General features: G+C 70.0%; 20 protein-coding genes. All 20 read left to right on the forward strand.

Annotation, left to right across the window (positions count from 1 at the left end):
- The first annotated feature begins 335 nt into the window (after positions 1-335).
- The 20 genes from motA to BUQ68_RS23755 all read left to right on the forward strand — a co-directional run bounded on the left by motA (position 336) and on the right by BUQ68_RS23755 (position 16,361).
- On the forward strand, positions 336-1,223 hold the full coding sequence (gene motA, locus BUQ68_RS11760; RefSeq protein ID WP_075216172.1) for a flagellar motor stator protein MotA: 888 nt from the start codon (positions 336-338) through the stop codon (positions 1,221-1,223).
- A 13-nt stretch (positions 1,224-1,236) separates the two neighbouring features.
- Entirely contained in the window at positions 1,237-2,166 is a 930-nt protein-coding gene (locus BUQ68_RS11765; protein ID WP_075216173.1) for a flagellar motor switch protein FliM, read from the forward strand.
- 110 nt (positions 2,167-2,276) lie between these two features.
- Positions 2,277-2,633, forward strand: a complete 357-nt coding sequence (fliN, locus tag BUQ68_RS11770) for a flagellar motor switch protein FliN (protein ID WP_075216174.1) — start codon at positions 2,277-2,279, stop codon at positions 2,631-2,633.
- Positions 2,634-2,646: 13 nt separating this feature from the next.
- Positions 2,647-3,678: a flagellar motor switch protein FliG gene (locus BUQ68_RS11775; protein WP_075216175.1), complete on the forward strand. Its 1,032-nt coding sequence runs from the start codon at positions 2,647-2,649 to the stop codon at positions 3,676-3,678.
- Positions 3,679-3,730: 52 nt separating this feature from the next.
- On the forward strand, positions 3,731-4,798 hold the full coding sequence (locus tag BUQ68_RS11780; protein WP_075216176.1) for an EscU/YscU/HrcU family type III secretion system export apparatus switch protein: 1,068 nt from the start codon (positions 3,731-3,733) through the stop codon (positions 4,796-4,798).
- Positions 4,799-4,826: 28 nt separating this feature from the next.
- Positions 4,827-5,288 carry a hypothetical protein gene (locus BUQ68_RS11785; RefSeq protein WP_075216177.1) on the forward strand — a complete coding sequence of 154 codons (462 nt, stop codon included), beginning with the start codon at positions 4,827-4,829 and terminating at the stop codon, positions 5,286-5,288.
- Positions 5,289-5,491: 203 nt separating this feature from the next.
- Positions 5,492-6,727, forward strand: coding sequence for a flagellar hook protein FlgE (locus tag BUQ68_RS11790; protein WP_075216178.1), 1,236 nt, complete (start codon positions 5,492-5,494; stop codon positions 6,725-6,727).
- 16 nt (positions 6,728-6,743) lie between these two features.
- On the forward strand, positions 6,744-8,213 hold the full coding sequence (gene flgK / locus BUQ68_RS11795; protein ID WP_075216179.1) for a flagellar hook-associated protein FlgK: 1,470 nt from the start codon (positions 6,744-6,746) through the stop codon (positions 8,211-8,213).
- Positions 8,214-8,216: 3 nt separating this feature from the next.
- Entirely contained in the window at positions 8,217-9,269 is a 1,053-nt protein-coding gene (locus BUQ68_RS11800) for a flagellar hook-associated family protein (protein WP_075216180.1), read from the forward strand.
- Positions 9,270-9,310: 41 nt separating this feature from the next.
- Positions 9,311-9,658 carry a flagellar biosynthesis regulator FlaF gene (gene flaF, locus BUQ68_RS11805; RefSeq protein ID WP_075216358.1) on the forward strand — a complete coding sequence of 116 codons (348 nt, stop codon included), beginning with the start codon at positions 9,311-9,313 and terminating at the stop codon, positions 9,656-9,658.
- Between the two features lie 8 nt (positions 9,659-9,666).
- Positions 9,667-10,134, forward strand: a complete 468-nt coding sequence (gene flbT, locus BUQ68_RS11810; protein WP_075216181.1) for a flagellar biosynthesis repressor FlbT — start codon at positions 9,667-9,669, stop codon at positions 10,132-10,134.
- Positions 10,082-10,471, forward strand: coding sequence for a flagellar hook assembly protein FlgD (gene flgD, locus BUQ68_RS11815; protein WP_075216182.1), 390 nt, complete (start codon positions 10,082-10,084; stop codon positions 10,469-10,471). The genes flbT and flgD overlap by 53 nt, the downstream gene beginning before the upstream one ends.
- A complete protein-coding gene (fliQ, locus tag BUQ68_RS11820; RefSeq protein WP_075216183.1) occupies positions 10,468-10,734 on the forward strand; it encodes a flagellar biosynthesis protein FliQ in 267 nt (88 codons plus the stop codon). The genes flgD and fliQ overlap by 4 nt, the downstream gene beginning before the upstream one ends.
- A gap of 32 nt (positions 10,735-10,766) precedes the next feature.
- Entirely contained in the window at positions 10,767-12,854 is a 2,088-nt protein-coding gene (gene flhA, locus BUQ68_RS11825; protein WP_075216184.1) for a flagellar biosynthesis protein FlhA, read from the forward strand.
- Positions 12,855-12,860: 6 nt separating this feature from the next.
- On the forward strand, positions 12,861-13,616 hold the full coding sequence (locus BUQ68_RS11830; protein WP_075216185.1) for a flagellar biosynthetic protein FliR: 756 nt from the start codon (positions 12,861-12,863) through the stop codon (positions 13,614-13,616).
- Between the two features lie 48 nt (positions 13,617-13,664).
- Entirely contained in the window at positions 13,665-14,264 is a 600-nt protein-coding gene (locus BUQ68_RS11835) for a hypothetical protein (protein WP_075216186.1), read from the forward strand.
- 39 nt (positions 14,265-14,303) lie between these two features.
- Entirely contained in the window at positions 14,304-14,792 is a 489-nt protein-coding gene (locus tag BUQ68_RS11840; RefSeq protein WP_075216187.1) for a rod-binding protein, read from the forward strand.
- Positions 14,789-15,193 (forward strand): hypothetical protein, encoded by a 405-nt coding sequence (locus BUQ68_RS11845; protein ID WP_083656521.1) that lies wholly within the window; start codon positions 14,789-14,791, stop codon positions 15,191-15,193. The genes BUQ68_RS11840 and BUQ68_RS11845 overlap by 4 nt, the downstream gene beginning before the upstream one ends.
- A complete protein-coding gene (locus tag BUQ68_RS11850) occupies positions 15,190-15,639 on the forward strand; it encodes a hypothetical protein (protein ID WP_075216188.1) in 450 nt (149 codons plus the stop codon). Before BUQ68_RS11845 ends, BUQ68_RS11850 begins: the two co-directional genes overlap by 4 nt.
- 353 nt (positions 15,640-15,992) lie before the next feature.
- A complete protein-coding gene (locus BUQ68_RS23755) occupies positions 15,993-16,361 on the forward strand; it encodes a hypothetical protein (RefSeq protein ID WP_175577801.1) in 369 nt (122 codons plus the stop codon).
- The last annotated feature ends 138 nt before the right edge of the window (positions 16,362-16,499 follow it).

Here is a 16,499-nt window from a genome sequence, read left to right on the forward strand (position 1 = left end):
ACCGGGCGAGGTCGCCAGGTCGATCGGACGTCGCTCCCCGATGACTGGCCGGGCGCGCCCGACCGGTCGTACCGATCCGGCCGGCGTCGGCCCGTCCAGCGGCAGGAGCTTGCCCCGCGAGCCTTGCGCCGGGCTTTCCGGGCTGCCGCTACCGGCGACGGTCGATCCCTCCGGGCGTGGGGGGCGTCGCGGGTGGGCGCGCGACGTCTCGTGGAGACACGAAGTCCCGCGGCTGCCGGGCCCCGGCCGGGCGTCAAGGCCCGCGCAAGCCAGCGCGCCTAGGGTCCCGTCCAAACGCCCTCCGCCCCGTGCGGCGGATTTCCGGAGGATCCGGCGTGAGCATCATCATCGGACTTGTCGTGTCGCTCGCTTCGCTGATCGGCGGATTCATGGCCATGGGCGGCCATGTGGAAGTGCTGATCCAGCCGTTCGAACTTCTCATCCTCGGCGGTGTCGCCAGCGGCATCTTCATCATGGCCAACTCCATGAAGACCATCAAGGACACCATGGTCGGCCTCGGCCAGGCCTTCTCCAACGCCGCGCCCAAGCAGGACTACTACCTGGCCCTGTTCGCGCTGCTCTTCACCTTGATGCGCGAGATGAAGTCGAAGGGGCGCAACGAGATCGAAAAGCACATCGAGAACCCGACGGACTCGGACATCTTCAAGGCGCATCCGAAGATCATGAAGGACAGGGAGATGGTCGTCTTCATCTGCGACTACTTCCGCCTGATCACGATCGGCAACGTGCGGCCGTTCGAGATCGAAGCGCTGATGGACGAGGACATCGCCAGCGTCACGCGCGACCAGATGAAGCCCTACCAGGCGCTTTCCTCCATCGCGGACGGCCTGCCGGCCCTCGGGATCGTGGCGGCGGTGCTCGGCGTCATCAAGGCCATGGGCGCCATCGACCAGTCGCCGGAGGTGCTCGGCTCGCTGATTGCCGCGGCCCTCGTCGGCACCTTCCTCGGCATCTTCCTCAGCTATTCGCTGGTCGCGCCTTTGGCGTTCAAGATCAAGTATGTCCGCGAAAAGAACATCCGCCGCTTCGCCATCGTCAAGCAGACGCTGATCGCCTTCATGAACGGCGCCGCGCCGCAGACGGCCCTCGAATACGGCCGCAAGATGATCTCCACGTCCGAGCGCCCGACCATCGACGACGTGGAGGAGAAGTCCGTCAACGCCAGCTTCGAAAACCCGGCCGTCCTGGCCGAGGCCGCCTGACAGGAGAGACCCCATGTCGAGCAGTTCCTTGAGCGGCCAGGAGCGGTTGCTGGACGCCGGCGGCGTCTCGGTCGACCGCCTGCCGATGCTGAACGTGATCTTCGACCGGCTGGCCAGCCAGTTCGCCGAAAGCCTGCGCCAGCTGTCCGCCACGCCGCCCTACATCTCGGTCAGCATCATCCGCAACGACCGGATCGGCGACACGCTGGAGACCTACGAATCCACCGCCATCGTGGCGGTGATCTACTCGCCCGAGCTCGACGCCCGGCTGCTGCTCGGCTTCGACCGCGACTTCCTCTTCAGCATGGTGGACGTGCTCCTCGGCGCCGACGGCACCGAGCCGCCGCACGAGGAGGACCGCGCCTTCTCCAACATCGAGATGCGGCTCGCCCGCATGCTGTTCGACGAGGGCGCGCAGGCCATGCAGGTGGCGTTCGGCGCCATCATGGCGGTCACCTTCAAGGTGGAGCGGATCGAGACCCGCATGGACTTCGCCGTCCTCGGCCGGCGCAACAACCCGGCCGTGGTGGCGAGCCTCCTCCTCCAAGCCCTCGGCCGCGGCGGCGAGCTCTTCGTGCTCATCCCGCAGTCGGTGCTGACGCCCTTCCGCCACATGCTGGCCCGGGTGGCCTCCGGCGAATCCTCCAACGGCGACCAGAAGTGGTCGCGCCAGCTGCAGACCGAGGTGCAGCGCTCCGCGGTCCGGCTGGACGCCATCCTGGACGAGCGCATGATGACGCTCGCCGACGTGGCCCGCTTCAAGGTGGGGGACGTGATCGAGCTGAGCGCGACGCCGCGCTCCATGGTCCGCATCGACTGCAACCGCCAGTCCCTGTTCCAGTGCCAGCTCGGCCAGTCGGACGGCATGTACACGCTGCAGATCGAGAACGTGGTCACGCCGGACGGCATGTCCGTCCAGGACGTGGCGCTCGGCACGGCCTGACGACCCCGCCCTCCCGGTCCCGCCTTCCTGTCCCGAAGACAGGGGCCGGCTCCGATCCGCATCGCCCCTTCCGGTCCGGCCGACGCCGACCCAACGCTTGCAGGTGAACGATGAAGACTCCCAGCCGCTCCAGCCGGACCAAGGCCGAGCCCGCCGCCGCCGACGGTTCGACGCTGCTCCTGGAGGACGGCGAGCGCCTCGACCAGCATCTCGGCACCGTTCTCGGCATCCCGGTTGAGATCCAGGTGATGCTGGGCTCCGCTACCATGCCGGTGGCGCAGCTCATGAAGCTCAGCCGCGGCGCCGTCATCCCGCTCAACCACCGCATCGGCGAACTGGTCGACATCCTGGTCAACGGCCGGGTGGTGGCCCGCGGCGAGATCGTGGTCGTCGACGACGACAGCTCGCGCTTCGGCGTGTCGCTGACCGAGATCGTGTCGCAGACCGGCCCGGCCGGCACCCTCTGACCGGAGACCCGCCATGTCGGCCACCGCCGCGCTCTCGCCGATCCGCCAGCACCGCCTCGCCGGCCCCGACAAGGTGGCGGCCCTTCTCCTCGCCATCAGCCCGGCGTCGGCGGCCCGCCTCCTCAAGCGGTTCGAGCGGGAGGACATCCTGAAGATCTCCCGCTCGGCCACCGAGCTCGGCAACGTGCCGCCGCACGAGCTCGACAAGGTGATCGACGAATTCCTCGATCGCTTCTCCGACGGCGTCAGCCTGATGGGCAGCATCGACGGGGTGGAGAAGATGCTGAAGGGCGTCCTTGGCGAGGAGGATCTCAACGAAATCATGTCCGACGTCATGGGCAACTCCAACCGCAGCATCTGGGACCGGATCTCGGCGATCTCCGAGCAGGTGCTGGCCAACTACCTCAACAAGGAACACCCGCAGACCGCCGCCTTCATCCTGTCCAAGATCCTGCCGTCCACCTCGGCGCGCATCATGGGCCTGATGACGACGGAGCGGCGCAACGCCCTCACCCGGCGCATCATCAGCCTGAAGCCCATCGTGGAATCGGTGGTGCGGCAGGTGGAGGTGACGCTGCACGAGGACTTCCTCCTCAACTTCGCCCGCACCAGCGGCTCCGACACCCACGCCCGCATGGCCGACATCCTCAACAAGATGGAGCGCACCCACATGGAGGAGGCGCTCGGCGCGCTCGCGGACGTGCGGCCGAAGTCCGCCGAAGTGCTGAAGGGCCTGCTCTTCACCTTCGACGACATCATCAAGCTCAACCCGCGGTCGCTGATGATGGTGTTCGACCAGGTGCCGTCCGACCGGGTGGTGCTCGCCCTCAAGGGCACGCACGAGGCCTTCCGGGAGGTTATCCTCGGCGCCCTCACGGCGCGAACCCGCCGTCTGGTCCAGTCGGAGCTCGCCGTCGGGGCGCCGTCGACCCAGAAGGAGGTGCTCGACGCCCGCCGCGCCATCACGGACCTTGCCCTCGACCTCGGCGCCAAGGGGGTCATCGACCTCAACGCCGAGGAGGAGGCCGGCGCCACCTTCTACTGAGGCGGCCCGCTCGGCGCCAGCGTGAGGCCGGCCGGAAGGGGAGGGCGCATCGGTGGCCGAGAGCCAGGATCGGGACAGCAAGACCGAGGAGCCGACCGAGAAGCGCATCGCCGACGCGGTGGAGAAGGGCGACGTGCCGGTTTCCAAGGAGGCGGCGGTGCTCGCCACCCTGGCCGGCACCACCCTCTACCTCAGCCTGGTGCTGCCGGGCCTTGCCCCCGCCCTGGCCGAGGCGCTGACGGACGCCTTCTCGGCGGCGGCCCTGCGGCCGCTCGGCAACGGGGCGGACACGGTGGCGGCCCTCAAGGCCATCCTCGTCCCGGTCGCCGTCGCGATCGGGCCGCTGTTCGCCATCCTGGCGGTCGCCGGCATCGCGGCGAGCGTCGCCCAGAACCCGCCGCGCATCGTCGGCGAGCGGGTGCGTCCCAAGCGCGACCGCGTGTCGCCCGTCGCCGGCTGGCGCCGCCTGTTCGGCCGCCACGGGCTGATGGAGTTCGGCATCACCCTCCTCAAGGTCGTCACCGTGGCCTCCGTCACGGCGGCGCAGCTTGCCACCGATCACGACAGGATCGTCAGGACCATGCGGACCGACCCCGGTGAGCTGCCCGAATTGATCCTCGTCATCTCCGTCCGCCTGCTCGGCGTGGTGACGGCGGTCACCGTGGTCATCATGGCGATCGACCTCATCCGCTCGCGCATGGCGTGGCGGTCGAACCTGATGATGAGCCGCCAGGATCTCAAGGACGAGTTCAAGCAGGCCGAGGGCGACCCGATCCTGAAGGCGCGGCAGCGATCGCTCGCCCGCGACCGGTCGCGCCGGCGCATGATGGATCAGGTGCCGCGCGCCACCGTGGTGATCACCAACCCCACCCACTACGCGGTGGCCCTCCGCTACCTGCAGGAGGAGGGCGGCGCACCCCTGGTGCTTGCCAAGGGCCAGGACCTGATCGCCCTGAAGATCCGCTCCATCGCCGAGGCGAACGGGATCCCGATCGTGGAGAACGTCGCGCTCGCCCGGTCGCTCCACAAGGGCACCGAGATCGACCAGATGATCCCGCCCGCCTTCTACCGGGCCGTGGCGGAGGTCATCTACCACGTGCACTGCCGGAACGGCGCGTGACCCGGCCCACCCAAGAGACTGCCGCAGCATGCCAACCGACGTCCGACCCGATCCCCCGCCGCACCCCGGCGCCGTTCCGCTCTCCCTGTTCGAACGCCACCTGGCCGAACACATGGTCGGTGTTCTCGCCGAGCTTCGCCGGGTCGACGCCGACGCCCTCGCCGAACTGGTGCTCGCCCAGTCCCATTCCAACATCGAGGATCTGATCGTCTCGTCGGCGGAGCTCTTCTTCCGCGCGCGTGCCGTCGCCTATGCGTGGTCCTGCGCGCTGGAGATCGCCTGGGGCCGGACGCCGGTGATGCACTTCGACCTGGAGTTCCAGCGCGACGGCGTCTTCCTGGCCTTCCGGGCGAGCCTCGGCACGTTCGACGCCGGCGTCTCCGTCCGGGCGCTGATGTTCGACACCGAGCACGCCGTCGGCGGCCCCGCCCAGGTGGACCGCTTCGTCCGCGCCCTGAAGGCCGCCCGGCGGCCGACGCCGGTCGCCTGATCGGCCCCTCGTTCCACCCCCCATCGCCCCTATCCCGCATCCCGCCCGACGCGCCGGCCCTGCGCCGCCGCTTTGGCGTGTCCGTTCGCCGCCCGCCGCCGCGGCCGGTGATCTGGTCCGGCCCGGCCCTCGGCACGGCCGGGGAAAAGCCTCGCACAAGCTCGCTGGGGCGTGATGGGCCCAGCAGCAGATCGGAGCAGTCCATGAGCCTCAACAGCGTCCTCCGCACCGGCGTGTCCGGCATGAATGCCCAGGCCAACAAGCTCGGCACCGTCGCCGACAACATCGCCAACACCAGCACCACCGGCTACAAGCGCTCGTCGGTGGAGTTCTCCTCCCTAGTGCTCGGCTCCGCCGGCGGCGACTACGACAGCGGCGCGGTCCAGACCAGCGTCATCCGGGCGGTGGACACCGCCGGATCCATGCGCTTCACCAAGTCCACCACCGACCTTGCCATCGACGGCGCCGGCTTCTTCATCGTCGCCGACGACGCCGGCACCGCCTATCTGACCCGCGCCGGCTCCTTCGTGCCGAACGCCAGCGGCGAGCTCGTCAACGCCGCCGGCTACAAGCTGCTCGGCGCGCCGCCGAACGGCGCGACCGCGGCCAACAGCGCGGCGGGCCTCGTCCCGGTGGCGGTCACCGAGGTGAATCTCTCCGCCGTGCCGACCACCACCGCCACCCTGTCGGCGAACCTTGCCTCCGCCGCCGCCATCGAGGCGGTCCCGGCCGGGTCGAACCTGGCCACCTCCACCTTCTCGTCGAAGACTTCGCTGGCCGTCTACGACCTTCTCGGCGCGCCGAAGACCCTCGACGTCTTCTACACCAAGACGGCGGCCAGCACCTGGGAGGTGGCCGTCTTCGACGCCGCCGACCGGCCGGCGACCGGCACCTTCCCCTATGCGTCGCCGGCGCTCCAGACCGGCACCCTCACGTTCGACGCCAACGGCGCCCTCACGGCGGGCGGCACGCTTTCCGTACCGGTGCCGGACGGCAACACCGCCACCCTGGACCTCACCTCCACCACCCAGCTCGCCGCCGCGTTCGAGGTCCGCCGGGCCGTCGCCGACGGCAGCGCGCCGGCCAAGCTCCGCGAGACCAAGATCGCCCCCGACGGCACTCTCACCGCCATCTATGACAGCGGCGCCGTGCGGGAGCTGTTCCAGATCGCCCTCGCCAAGGTGGCGGCGCCCAGCAAGCTCACCGCCCTCAGCGGCAACGTCTACGCGCTCAACCAGGAGAGCGGCGCTCTCCAGGTGGGTACGGCCGGAACGTCCGGCCTCGGCACCATCGCGTCCGGCGCCCTGGAGCAGTCCAACGTGGACCTTGCCAGCGAGCTCACCGAGATGATCGAGGCCCAGCGCAGCTACACGGCCAACTCCAAGGTGTTCCAGACCGGCGCCGAGATCCTCACCGAACTCGTCAACCTGAAGCGCTGAGCGATCGGATCCGACGATGAGCCTCTCCAGCGCCTTCAAGGTCGCCACGTCCGCCCTCCTCGCCCGGCAGACGGAAGTCTCGGTCAACGCGCGCAACATCGCCGGCGCCAACCAGCCCGGCTTCTCGCGCAAGACCGTCCTTCTCTCCAACCCGATGTCTGGCCGCGAGACCAGCGGGGTGCGGGTGGACGGCATCGTGAGAGCGCAGGACGCGGCGCTCTTCAACGATCTCACGATCGCCACCGCGGCCGACGCCGCCGCCAAGGCCGTCGACGAGAGCATGACCGTCCTCAAGCAGACCGTCGGCGAGGCGGAGGACCGCATCTCGCCCGCCGCCCGGCTCGCCGACCTCACCGCCGCCCTGCAGCTCCAGGCCGCCCGCCCGTCCGACACGGCGAGCGCCCGCGACACGCTGGAGAAGGCGCGCGCCCTCGTCCGCACCATCAACCAGGCATCCACCACGGTCGACCGTCTGCGCGCCGACACCGACGCGGCGCTCGGGGCCTCGGTCGACCGGGTCAACAGCCTCCTCGCCGACTTTGGCCGGCGCAACACCGAGGTGGTGCAGGGCACCCTCGTCGGCGCCGACACCACGGACGCGGAGGACGCCCGCGACGCGGTGCTCCTGTCGCTCTCCGAGGAGATCGGCGTCCGGGTGCTGCGGCGGGAGAACAACGACCTCGTCCTGTTCGCCGACAGCGGCGCCATGCTGTTCGAGACCTACCCGCGCACCGTCACCATGACGCGGACCGCCACCTACGTGCCCGGCATGGCCGGCGCGGCGGTCACCGTGGACGGGGTCGCGGTCACGGGCGACGGGGCGAAGACGCTTCTGTCCGGCGGCCGCATCGCCGGGCTCGCGGCGATCCGCGACCAGGTGGCGCCCGCCTTCCAGGCGCACCTCGACGAGATCGCCCGCGGCCTCGTCGACACCTTCCGCGAGACCGCCACGGCCCTGCCGGATCAGGCCGGCCTCTTCACCTGGTCGGGCGGTCCCGGCGTGCCCGCCGCCGGCGTCCGCCAGGTCGGGCTTGCCGGCGACCTCCGGCTCAACCCGGCGGCCGATCCCGCCGCCGGCGGTTCGGTCGAGATGATCCGCGACGGCGGCATGGCGGGCGCCGCCTATGTGCTCAACACGGCCGCCGAGGCCGGCTACACCGACCGGCTCCACCATCTGGTGGACGAGATCGGCACGAGCCGTGCCTTCGATCCGGCGGCCGTGGAGGTGGCGAGCAGTTCGGTCAAGGGGCTCACCGCCGCCACCGTGTCGTGGCTGGAGGCCCGCCGCAAGGTGGGCGCCGCGGCCGCCGAGCAGGGCGCCGTGGTTCTTTCCCGCACCACCCAGGCGCTCTCCAACCGCACCGGGGTGAACCTCGACGAGGAACTCCAGCGCATGCTGGAGATCGAGCACGCCTACGGGGCGTCCGCCAAGCTGCTCGGCGCCGTCGACCGCCTCTTTGACGATCTCCTGGCAACCGTACGGTGATCCATGGCCACTCCGTCCATTTCCAACCGCTCCATGTCCGAGGCGATGCGCCTCTCCATCGCCCAGCAGACCCGCTCGCTCAACGAGCTGAAGTCCGAGATGACGACCGGCCGGGTGTTCGACCCCGGCCTGTCGCTCGGCCATCAGGCCGGCGAATCCGTGTCCCTGCGTCACGCCACGTCCATGCTCGAGGGGCAGCAGACCACCACCCGGCTCGCCACCTCGCGCATCGCCCTCGCGCAGGTCGGCCTGAAGACGGTGCTTGACGGCGCCCGCGAGTTCCAGTCGGCGCTGCTCGCCCTTCGGGGTGGCGGCGGCGGCCGGGCGGAGCTTGCCGGCGAGGCGAAGATCCGCCTGGACGACCTGGTCGCGCGCCTCAACCAGACGTTCGACGGCGACTATCTCTTCGCCGGCATCGACACCGGCACGGCCCCCATGGCCGCCTACCACGGCACGCCGGTGCCGGCGCCCCAGCAGGCGGTGCTCAACGCCTTCGGCACCGCCTTCCCGGGCGGGCCCGGCGGCGCCGCGGCCCAGGCGGCGGACGGGGCCACGATGACGGCCTTCATCGACGGGGCCTACACGAGCCTCTTCGACGACGCCGGCTGGAAGGCGAACTGGTCGTCCGCCTCCGACACGGCGCCGATCGTCCGGGTCACCCAGGATCTTTCCGTCGCGACGTCGGTCTCGGCCAACAGCCAGGCTGTGCGCGACCTCGTCGCCGCCTACGCCATGGTGGCGACGTTCGACCTCGGCTTCCTGTCGGAGACCGCCAGCGGCGCCGTCCTCGACGGGGCGATCGCGCGGCTCGGCGCCGGCATCGCCGGCGTCACCGCCCACGTGGCCGATCTCGGCCGGTCCGAGGCGATGGCCAAGGCCGCCGGCAAGGAGACCGACCTCAGGCTCGCCATCACCGAGCAGCGCATCGCCGACCTGGAAGGGGTGGACGAGTTCGAGACGGCCGCCCGCCTCAACACCGTCCAGACCCAGCTGGAAGCCGCCTACCAGATCACCGCCCGGCTCCGCTCGCTCAGCCTCCTGGCCTTCCTGCGCTGATCGCGGATGTCGTCGCGATGCCCATGGACTGGATCGAACCCATGTACAGAATAAACTACGCCGAAACCGTGCAGGACACGTCCGCCGAAGGGCGCGAGGCCGAGCGCCGCGCCTTCGAGGCGGTGATCGAGGGCCTTCGCACCGCGCGCGAGATCGGCCCGAACTCGGTCGAGGCCGTGAAGGCGATCTACCAGCTCCGCCGGCTCTGGGCCATCCTCATCGAGGATCTGGCCAATCCGGAGAACGGCTTCCAGCCGGCGCTGCGCGCCGACCTCATCTCCATCGGCCTCTTCATCCTCAACCACGCCGAGAAGATCCGCCACGGGGAATCGTCGGACTTCGACGTGCTCATCGAACTCAACCAGATCATCGCGGCGGGGCTTGAATGAAGAAACCCATGCAACTGGTCATCCGGGCCGGCGAGCGCCTGTTCGTCAACGGCGCCGTGATCCGCTTCCAGCAGAAGACCTCGATCGAGCTCCTCAACGACGCGATCTTCCTTCTGGAACAGCACGTGCTCCATGCCGAGGACACCACGACGCCGCTCCGCCAGCTCTATTTCGCCGTCCAGGCGATGCTGATCGACCCGGCCAACCGGACCGCTGCCGACGGCCTTTTCGCCTCGCTCTACGGCTCACTGCTCGCCGCCGTGCGCTCCACCGAAATCCGCGCCGGCCTCCTCGATGTGGGCACCCACGTCTCCGACGGCCGCCTCATCGATGCCCTGAAGGCGATCCGCGCCCTCTACCCGCTGGAGGCGGCCGTGCTCGCCGGCGAGCCCCTTCCGACCCCGATCAGCAAGGATGAGACCGATGATCGTCACAAGCGCCACCTCCGCCCCGGCCGCCTCGCCGTCGGCCGTTAAGCCGAGCGCCGACCTCGACTACGACGCCTTCCTGCGCCTTCTCGTCACCCAGATGAAGAACCAGGACCCGATCAATCCCATGGACTCCAGCCAGTACATGGCCCAGTTCGCCCAGTTCAGCCAGGTGGAGCAGTCGATCAAGACCAACGCCAAGCTGGACAGCATCTACGCCAGCCTGTCGCTGGCCAACGTCGACGGGCTGATCGGCCGCACCGTCACACTGCCCGACGGCACCGGTGGCACGGTCGCGTCCGTGAAGATCACCGCCGAGGGGCCGGAGGCGGTGCTGACCTCCGGCGCGGTGGTGACGCTCGGCGAGGGCGTCGTGCTCTCATGACCGAGGGCGACGCGCTCGACCTGATGGGCGAGGCGATCTGGATGGTCGCCATCGGCACCGGCCCGGCGGTCGGCGCCGCCATGCTCCTCGGCATCCTCATCGCGCTCCTCCAGGCGCTCACCCAGATCCAGGAGATCACGCTGACCTTCGTGCCGAAGATCATCGTGGTCCTCCTGGTCGCGGCCTTCACCGGCCCCTACGTCGGCGCCCAACTCGCCACCTTCACCGACGGTCTCATCAGCCGCATCGAAAGCGGCTTCTGACGGCCGGCGGTTCCCCCGCTTCGGAGCAGATCATGACGGATCTCGCCTCAGTGACGCCGGTCGCCCGGGCCGGCGGCAACCGGGACATGGGCTTTGCCATCGGCATCGCCATCATCCTCGGCATCCTCTTCCTGCCGATCCCGTCCTTCATCACCGACGCGGGCCTCGCCATCTCGGTGGCGCTCTCGGTCGTCATCCTGATGGTGGCGCTCTGGATCCCGAAGCCGCTGCACTTCTCGTCCTTCCCGACCGTGCTCCTCATCGCCACCATGCTCCGGCTGGCGCTCAACATCGCCACCACCCGGCTCATCCTCAGCGAGGGACACGAGGGCACCCACGCGGCCGGCCACGTGATCGAGGGCTTCGCCAACCTGGTCATGAGCGGCGACTTCGTGATCGGCCTGATCATCTTCGCCATCCTGGTGACGGTGAACTTCATCGTCATCACCAAGGGCGCCACCCGCATCGCCGAGGTCGGCGCCCGCTTCACGCTCGACGCCATCCCGGGCAAGCAGATGGCCATCGACGCCGATCTCTCCGCCGGCACCATCGACGACCGGGAGGCCCAGCTCCGCCGCCGGGAGCTGGAGGAGGAGAGCTCCTTCTTCGGCGCCATGGACGGCGCGTCCAAGTTCGTGCGCGGCGATGCCATCGCGGGCCTCATCATCACGGCGATCAACATCTTCGGCGGCATCCTCATCGGCGTCACCCGCCACGACATGACGATCGGCGAGGCGGCGGACGTGTTCGTCCGCCTCTCCGTGGGCGACGGCCTCGTCACCCAGATCCCCGCCCTCATCGTGTCGCTCGCCGCCGGCCTCCTGGTCTCCAAGGGCGCCACCCAGGGCGCCGCCAACGCGGCGGTGATCGGCCAGCTCAGCGCCCATCCGCGCGCCCTCACCCTCGCCGGCGGGCTCCTGATGGTGATCGCCGTCGTCCCGGGCCTGCCCTTCCTGCCGTTCGCGCTCCTCGCCGGCGGTCTCCTTGCCGGCGGCTTCATCATCCCGCGCCGGGAGGCGGCCCGCGCGGCGGCCGTGGAGAGCGCCCGCCGGCAGGACGACGAGCGCGCCAAGCTCGCCGGCCGCGACAGCGTCAAGGACACGCTGAAGACCGCCGAGATCGAGCTCGTGCTCGGCAAGCAGCTCTCCGTCAGCATGCTGCCGAACCACTCCGACCTCGCCCACCGGGTCAGCCGCATGCGGCGCAAGTTCGCCGAGCAGTACGGCTTCGTGGTGCCGGAGGTGAAGCTCTCCGACAACCTCTCGGTCGACCCCAAGAGCTACCAGATCAAGATCCACGGCACCGTGGTGTCGAGCCACACCCTGCGCATCGGCGACCTCCTGGTGCTGGCCGACGGCGACGCCCCGCCCGACGTGCCGGCGGACGAGACCCGCGAGCCCGCCTACGGCATGCAGGCCTGGTGGGTCGCCGGCAACTACGCCGCCGAATTGAAGCGGCAGAGCGTCTCCGGCATCGACAACATGTCGGTCATCCTCACCCACCTCAGCGAGACCGTGCGCAACAACCTGCCGCAGCTCCTCTCCTACAAGGACATGCGCGCCCTCCTCGACCGGCTCGACCCGGAGTACAAGCGCCTCGTCGACGACATCTGCCCGTCCAACATCTCCTACTCGGGCCTGCAGGGCATCCTGAAGCGGCTCCTCTCCGAGCGCGTGTCGATCCGCAACCTCGGCCTCATCCTGGAGGCGATCGCCGAGATCGTGCCGCACGTGCGCCGGGCCGAGCAGATCGTGGAGCACGTGCGTCTGCGCATGAGCCAGCAGATCTGCGGCGACATCGCCGAGGGCGGCGTCCTCAAGGTGCTGCGCCTCGGCAACCGCTGGGACCTTGTGTTCCACCAGTCGCTCCGGCGCGACGCCAGCGGCGACGTGGTGGAGTTCGACGTGGACCCGCAGCTCGTCGAGCAGTTCGCCGCCGCGGTGTCCGGCGCGGTGCGCGAGCGGCTCAACCTCGGCAAGCGGTTCGCCCTCCTGGTGGCGCCCGACGCGCGGCCCTACGTGCGCATGCTGGTGGAGCGCATGTTCCCCACGCTGCCGGTGCTCTCCCACGCGGAGATCGCCAAGGGCATCGAGGTCGAGACGCTCGGCCTCCTGTCGTGATCCGCCATGGTCGCCGAAGCGCCGCTCCTCGTCCTGACGGTGCTGCTGGTGTTCTGCCGGATCGGCACCTGCCTGATGGTGCTGCCCGGGTTCGGCAGCGCCCGCGTGCCCGCCCGGGTGCGGCTCTTCCTGGCGCTCGCCGCCACCCTGGCGCTCACCCCCGGCCTGTCGCCGACGCTGCGCCCGGTGATTCTCTCGGCCGGCGAGGCGGGCATGCTCGACCTCATCCTGGTGGAGATCGGCATCGGGCTTCTCATCGGCACCGTCGGCCGCCTGCTTCTCGGCGCCCTGCAGATGATGATGACGGTCGCCAACTCCATGATCGGCATCGCCACCATGCCCGGAATGCCGGTGGAGGACGAGGAGGCGGTGCCGCCGCTCGTGAGCCTCGCGGCCCTCTTCGCCACGCTCCTCCTCTTTGTCCTCGACCTCCACCTGGAGATCCTCAAGGGCCTGTGGGCGAGCTATGCGGCGGTGCCGGTCGGCGGCGGGTTCGCGGGCGACCGGGCGCTCGACTGGCTGGGCCTCCGGCTCGGCGAGGCGTCGGTCGCAGCCCTCCAGGTCACCAGCCCGTTTCTCGTCTACGGCATCCTGGTCAACCTCGGCACCGGCCTCATCAACAAGATCATGCCGGCATTGCCGGTCTTCTTCATCGTCCAGCCGCTGGTGATGATCGGCGGCATCCTGATGATGGCCTCCACCTTGGCCGTCGCCATCCTGCTCTACATGGACGTGTTCGGCGTCTGGCTGCAGTTCGGCTGAGCCGCTCCACCACCGTCCCGTCCCCGCGCCGAGCCCACCGGAGGCCCCATGTCGGACGACCTGAAACGGCTTCAGCGCCTTCTCAAGGTGCAGAGCCAGCTGCACGACCTCGCCGAGCGCCGGCTGCGCCAGACCGACGGGGCCGCGGCGGCGCTCGCCGTGGAGCGGCGGCGCCTGGTGGCGGCGCTCAACGACAGCAGCACCGCGCACGCGGACCTCATCCTGGCCATCACGGCGACGCGTCTCGGCAGCCTCGACCGGCAGATCGCGGCTGCCGATCGGGCCCGGTCGGCGGCGGCCGGCGTCGCCCGCCTTCAGGCCGGGCGCAAGGACGTGCTGGAAGCGCGCCATGCCGCCGCCTCGGACGCGGCGGCCGCTGCGGCCGAGCGGCTCGCCCTGGAAGCGATCGGCCTCGCCGCCGCCCTGTCGGACGCTTCCCCGGCCGGTGCGCATCGGCCCGACGCCACACGGCCCGGCCCGACCCCACCCGACGGCGCCCGGCCGGACGAACCCTCCCTTGCCGGTGCCCCGGAGCCCGTTTCGCCCGCCGGCGACGTGCTGCCGGCGAAAGATCCCGCCGCCGTCGCCGGCCGCGGTCCGGCCGACCCGCGTGCGGGAGGCCAGCCTCGGGCAAGGCGGCGCTCCTAGGCTGAGGTCGACGCTCACACCCAGCAAGGAGGGCCGGTCATGGCGATCCAACCCGTATCGGATCTGGTGCTCGACGTGGCGCGCGCCGCGGATCCGGCCGCAAGCCGCGTCGCGGCGGCCCGTCTCGGCGCCGCCGGACTGGACACGACGGCCTTCGCCGCCGCGCTCGACCGCATGGCGGGCACTGCCAACCTTCCCTTCCTCGATCTCGGCGCCTCGGGCTCCGACGGGCCTGCCGTGGCGGCGGACGTCGCCCTTGCGCCCGATCCGTTCGAGCAGCGGATCCGGCTCGGCGCCGCGTCCGCCGGCTCGGCGCCCATCCTCACGCCGGAGCAGCGGTTCGAGTCCTTCCTCGTCCGCACCTCCGTGGAGACCATGATGGCATCCTCGCCCGACGAGCTCTTCGGCGACCGCACCGCCGGTCCGGTCTGGCGCTCGCTTCTTGCCGAGCAGATCGGCGACGCGGTGGCGGCGCGCGGCAGCCTCGGCGTCGCGGCGCTCCTGCGCCGGCCGGGAGAGGGCGCATGAGCCCGGCGCCGATCCCGCTCCGCCCGGCGGCGCCCGCCCTGCTGCCGACCCCCGCGGAGGACGCGCTCCAGGCCGCGTTCGCCCGGGCCGAGGCGGTGTTCGTCCAGGAGATCACCGCGCTCCGCGCCGCGGCCCCGCTGGATCTCGACGACTTCACCTTCCGCAAGAGCCAGATCTACCTCGACGTGATGCGCCTCGGCCGCGATCCCGGCACCGGCCGCCTCGGCCCGGAGATGGCCGCCCGCGCGGCCAATCTCCGCCAGCTGATCGCCGACGACTTGGCGCTCCTGGCGCTCCACCTGGAGGCAGTCCGACGCATCTCGGAGATCATCGCCGACGCCGTCCGTCAGGACAGCTCGGACGGCACCTACAGCTTCGGCCCGCGCGGAGCAGCCTCGTGAACAAGACCGTCTTCGCCGCGCTCTGGATCGTCCTCGTGGTGATCGGGTCCGGTTTCGCCGGCACCATCTGGTTCCTGCGCTTCGCCGCCAAGCAGGAGAACGCCTACCTCGACGTGATGGAGTACGAGAAGACGCCGCTCCTCTACGTGCCCGTCATCCGCGAGGGCCGCGTCACCGGCTACGTCTACATGCAGCTCGTCTTCACCGTCGACGCCGCCGTCCTCCACGCCATGCGGGTGGAGCCGGGCGCCTATGTGGCGAACTCCGCCTTCCGGTCGATCTACGACGACGAGACGCTGGACTTCGCCAACATCAAGAAGACCGACCTCGGCACCTTGGCGAACCACGTCCGCGACGAGGTGAACGCCCGGTTCGGCAGCAAGATCGTGCACGACGTGCTCATCGAGCAGTTCGGCTATCGCTCGCCCGACGAAGTGGCGAGCTGATCCGCCGGTCGGCCGACCGATCGCCCGGCGGATCGTCCGGTCCGCCGCTCCGTCATCGCCGGACACGCACAGTCCAATTCCTAAGTGAAATCTCTATTGCGATAAACACGGATGCAGTCATTGACCGTATCGCGTTGAGAGAGCATATTTACAGATCAGCTGGATTGGCGTTTCAATCATGAACCGTTGACCGAGCCGACTGCGAGACTTGGGGCGGCGAATGGTTCCGTCCGGTACCGTCGGGGCCAGACCCCAAGGAGGGTCTTCTGTCGAAGAATTTCAGGGCTTGGTCTGAAAAGCGCGACGACGATCTCTGCGCCGCCTTTGTGGAGGTCGTCGGCGAACTGCTCCTCGTGGACTACCCTCTTCTTCGCGAGGAGGTGCGGCGCCAGGCGCACGGCAACATTGCCGATCTCGTCGACAGCGCGGCGGAGTTCTCGTTCTGCCCCGGAACCCTCGTCTATGCGGACGACTGCAGCATCGTCACCGACGCCGGGCAGGAAAGGCTCGCCATCCTGGTCGCCTTCCGCAACCATGGCGTCGAGGCCAGTTTCAGCCTCTCCATCGGGCCGGAGGACGGCCGCATCGATCTGGTCTGGCTGAAACTCGACCGGCCCGGACAGGGCGGCGAGCCTTCGCTGTCGGTCCTGCGCGACGCCATCGGCCGCGCCCGCACGCGCGGCTCGGACAACCGAGGGTCGGGCACCCCGTCCCTGAACTGAGCCGTCCTCACCGGCCGCGCCCCTTGTCGGCACGCATCCAGCAGCAAGGCCCGTCCGCGGATCGCGTTCCGAACCGAACCCCATCGGACGCCAGTTCGCCGCCGACCGACGCACCCGACCGCGCCATGCCGCCGTCCG

The organism is Mongoliimonas terrestris, assembly GCF_001927285.1.
GTDB lineage: Bacteria > Pseudomonadota > Alphaproteobacteria > Rhizobiales > Pleomorphomonadaceae > Chthonobacter > Chthonobacter terrestris.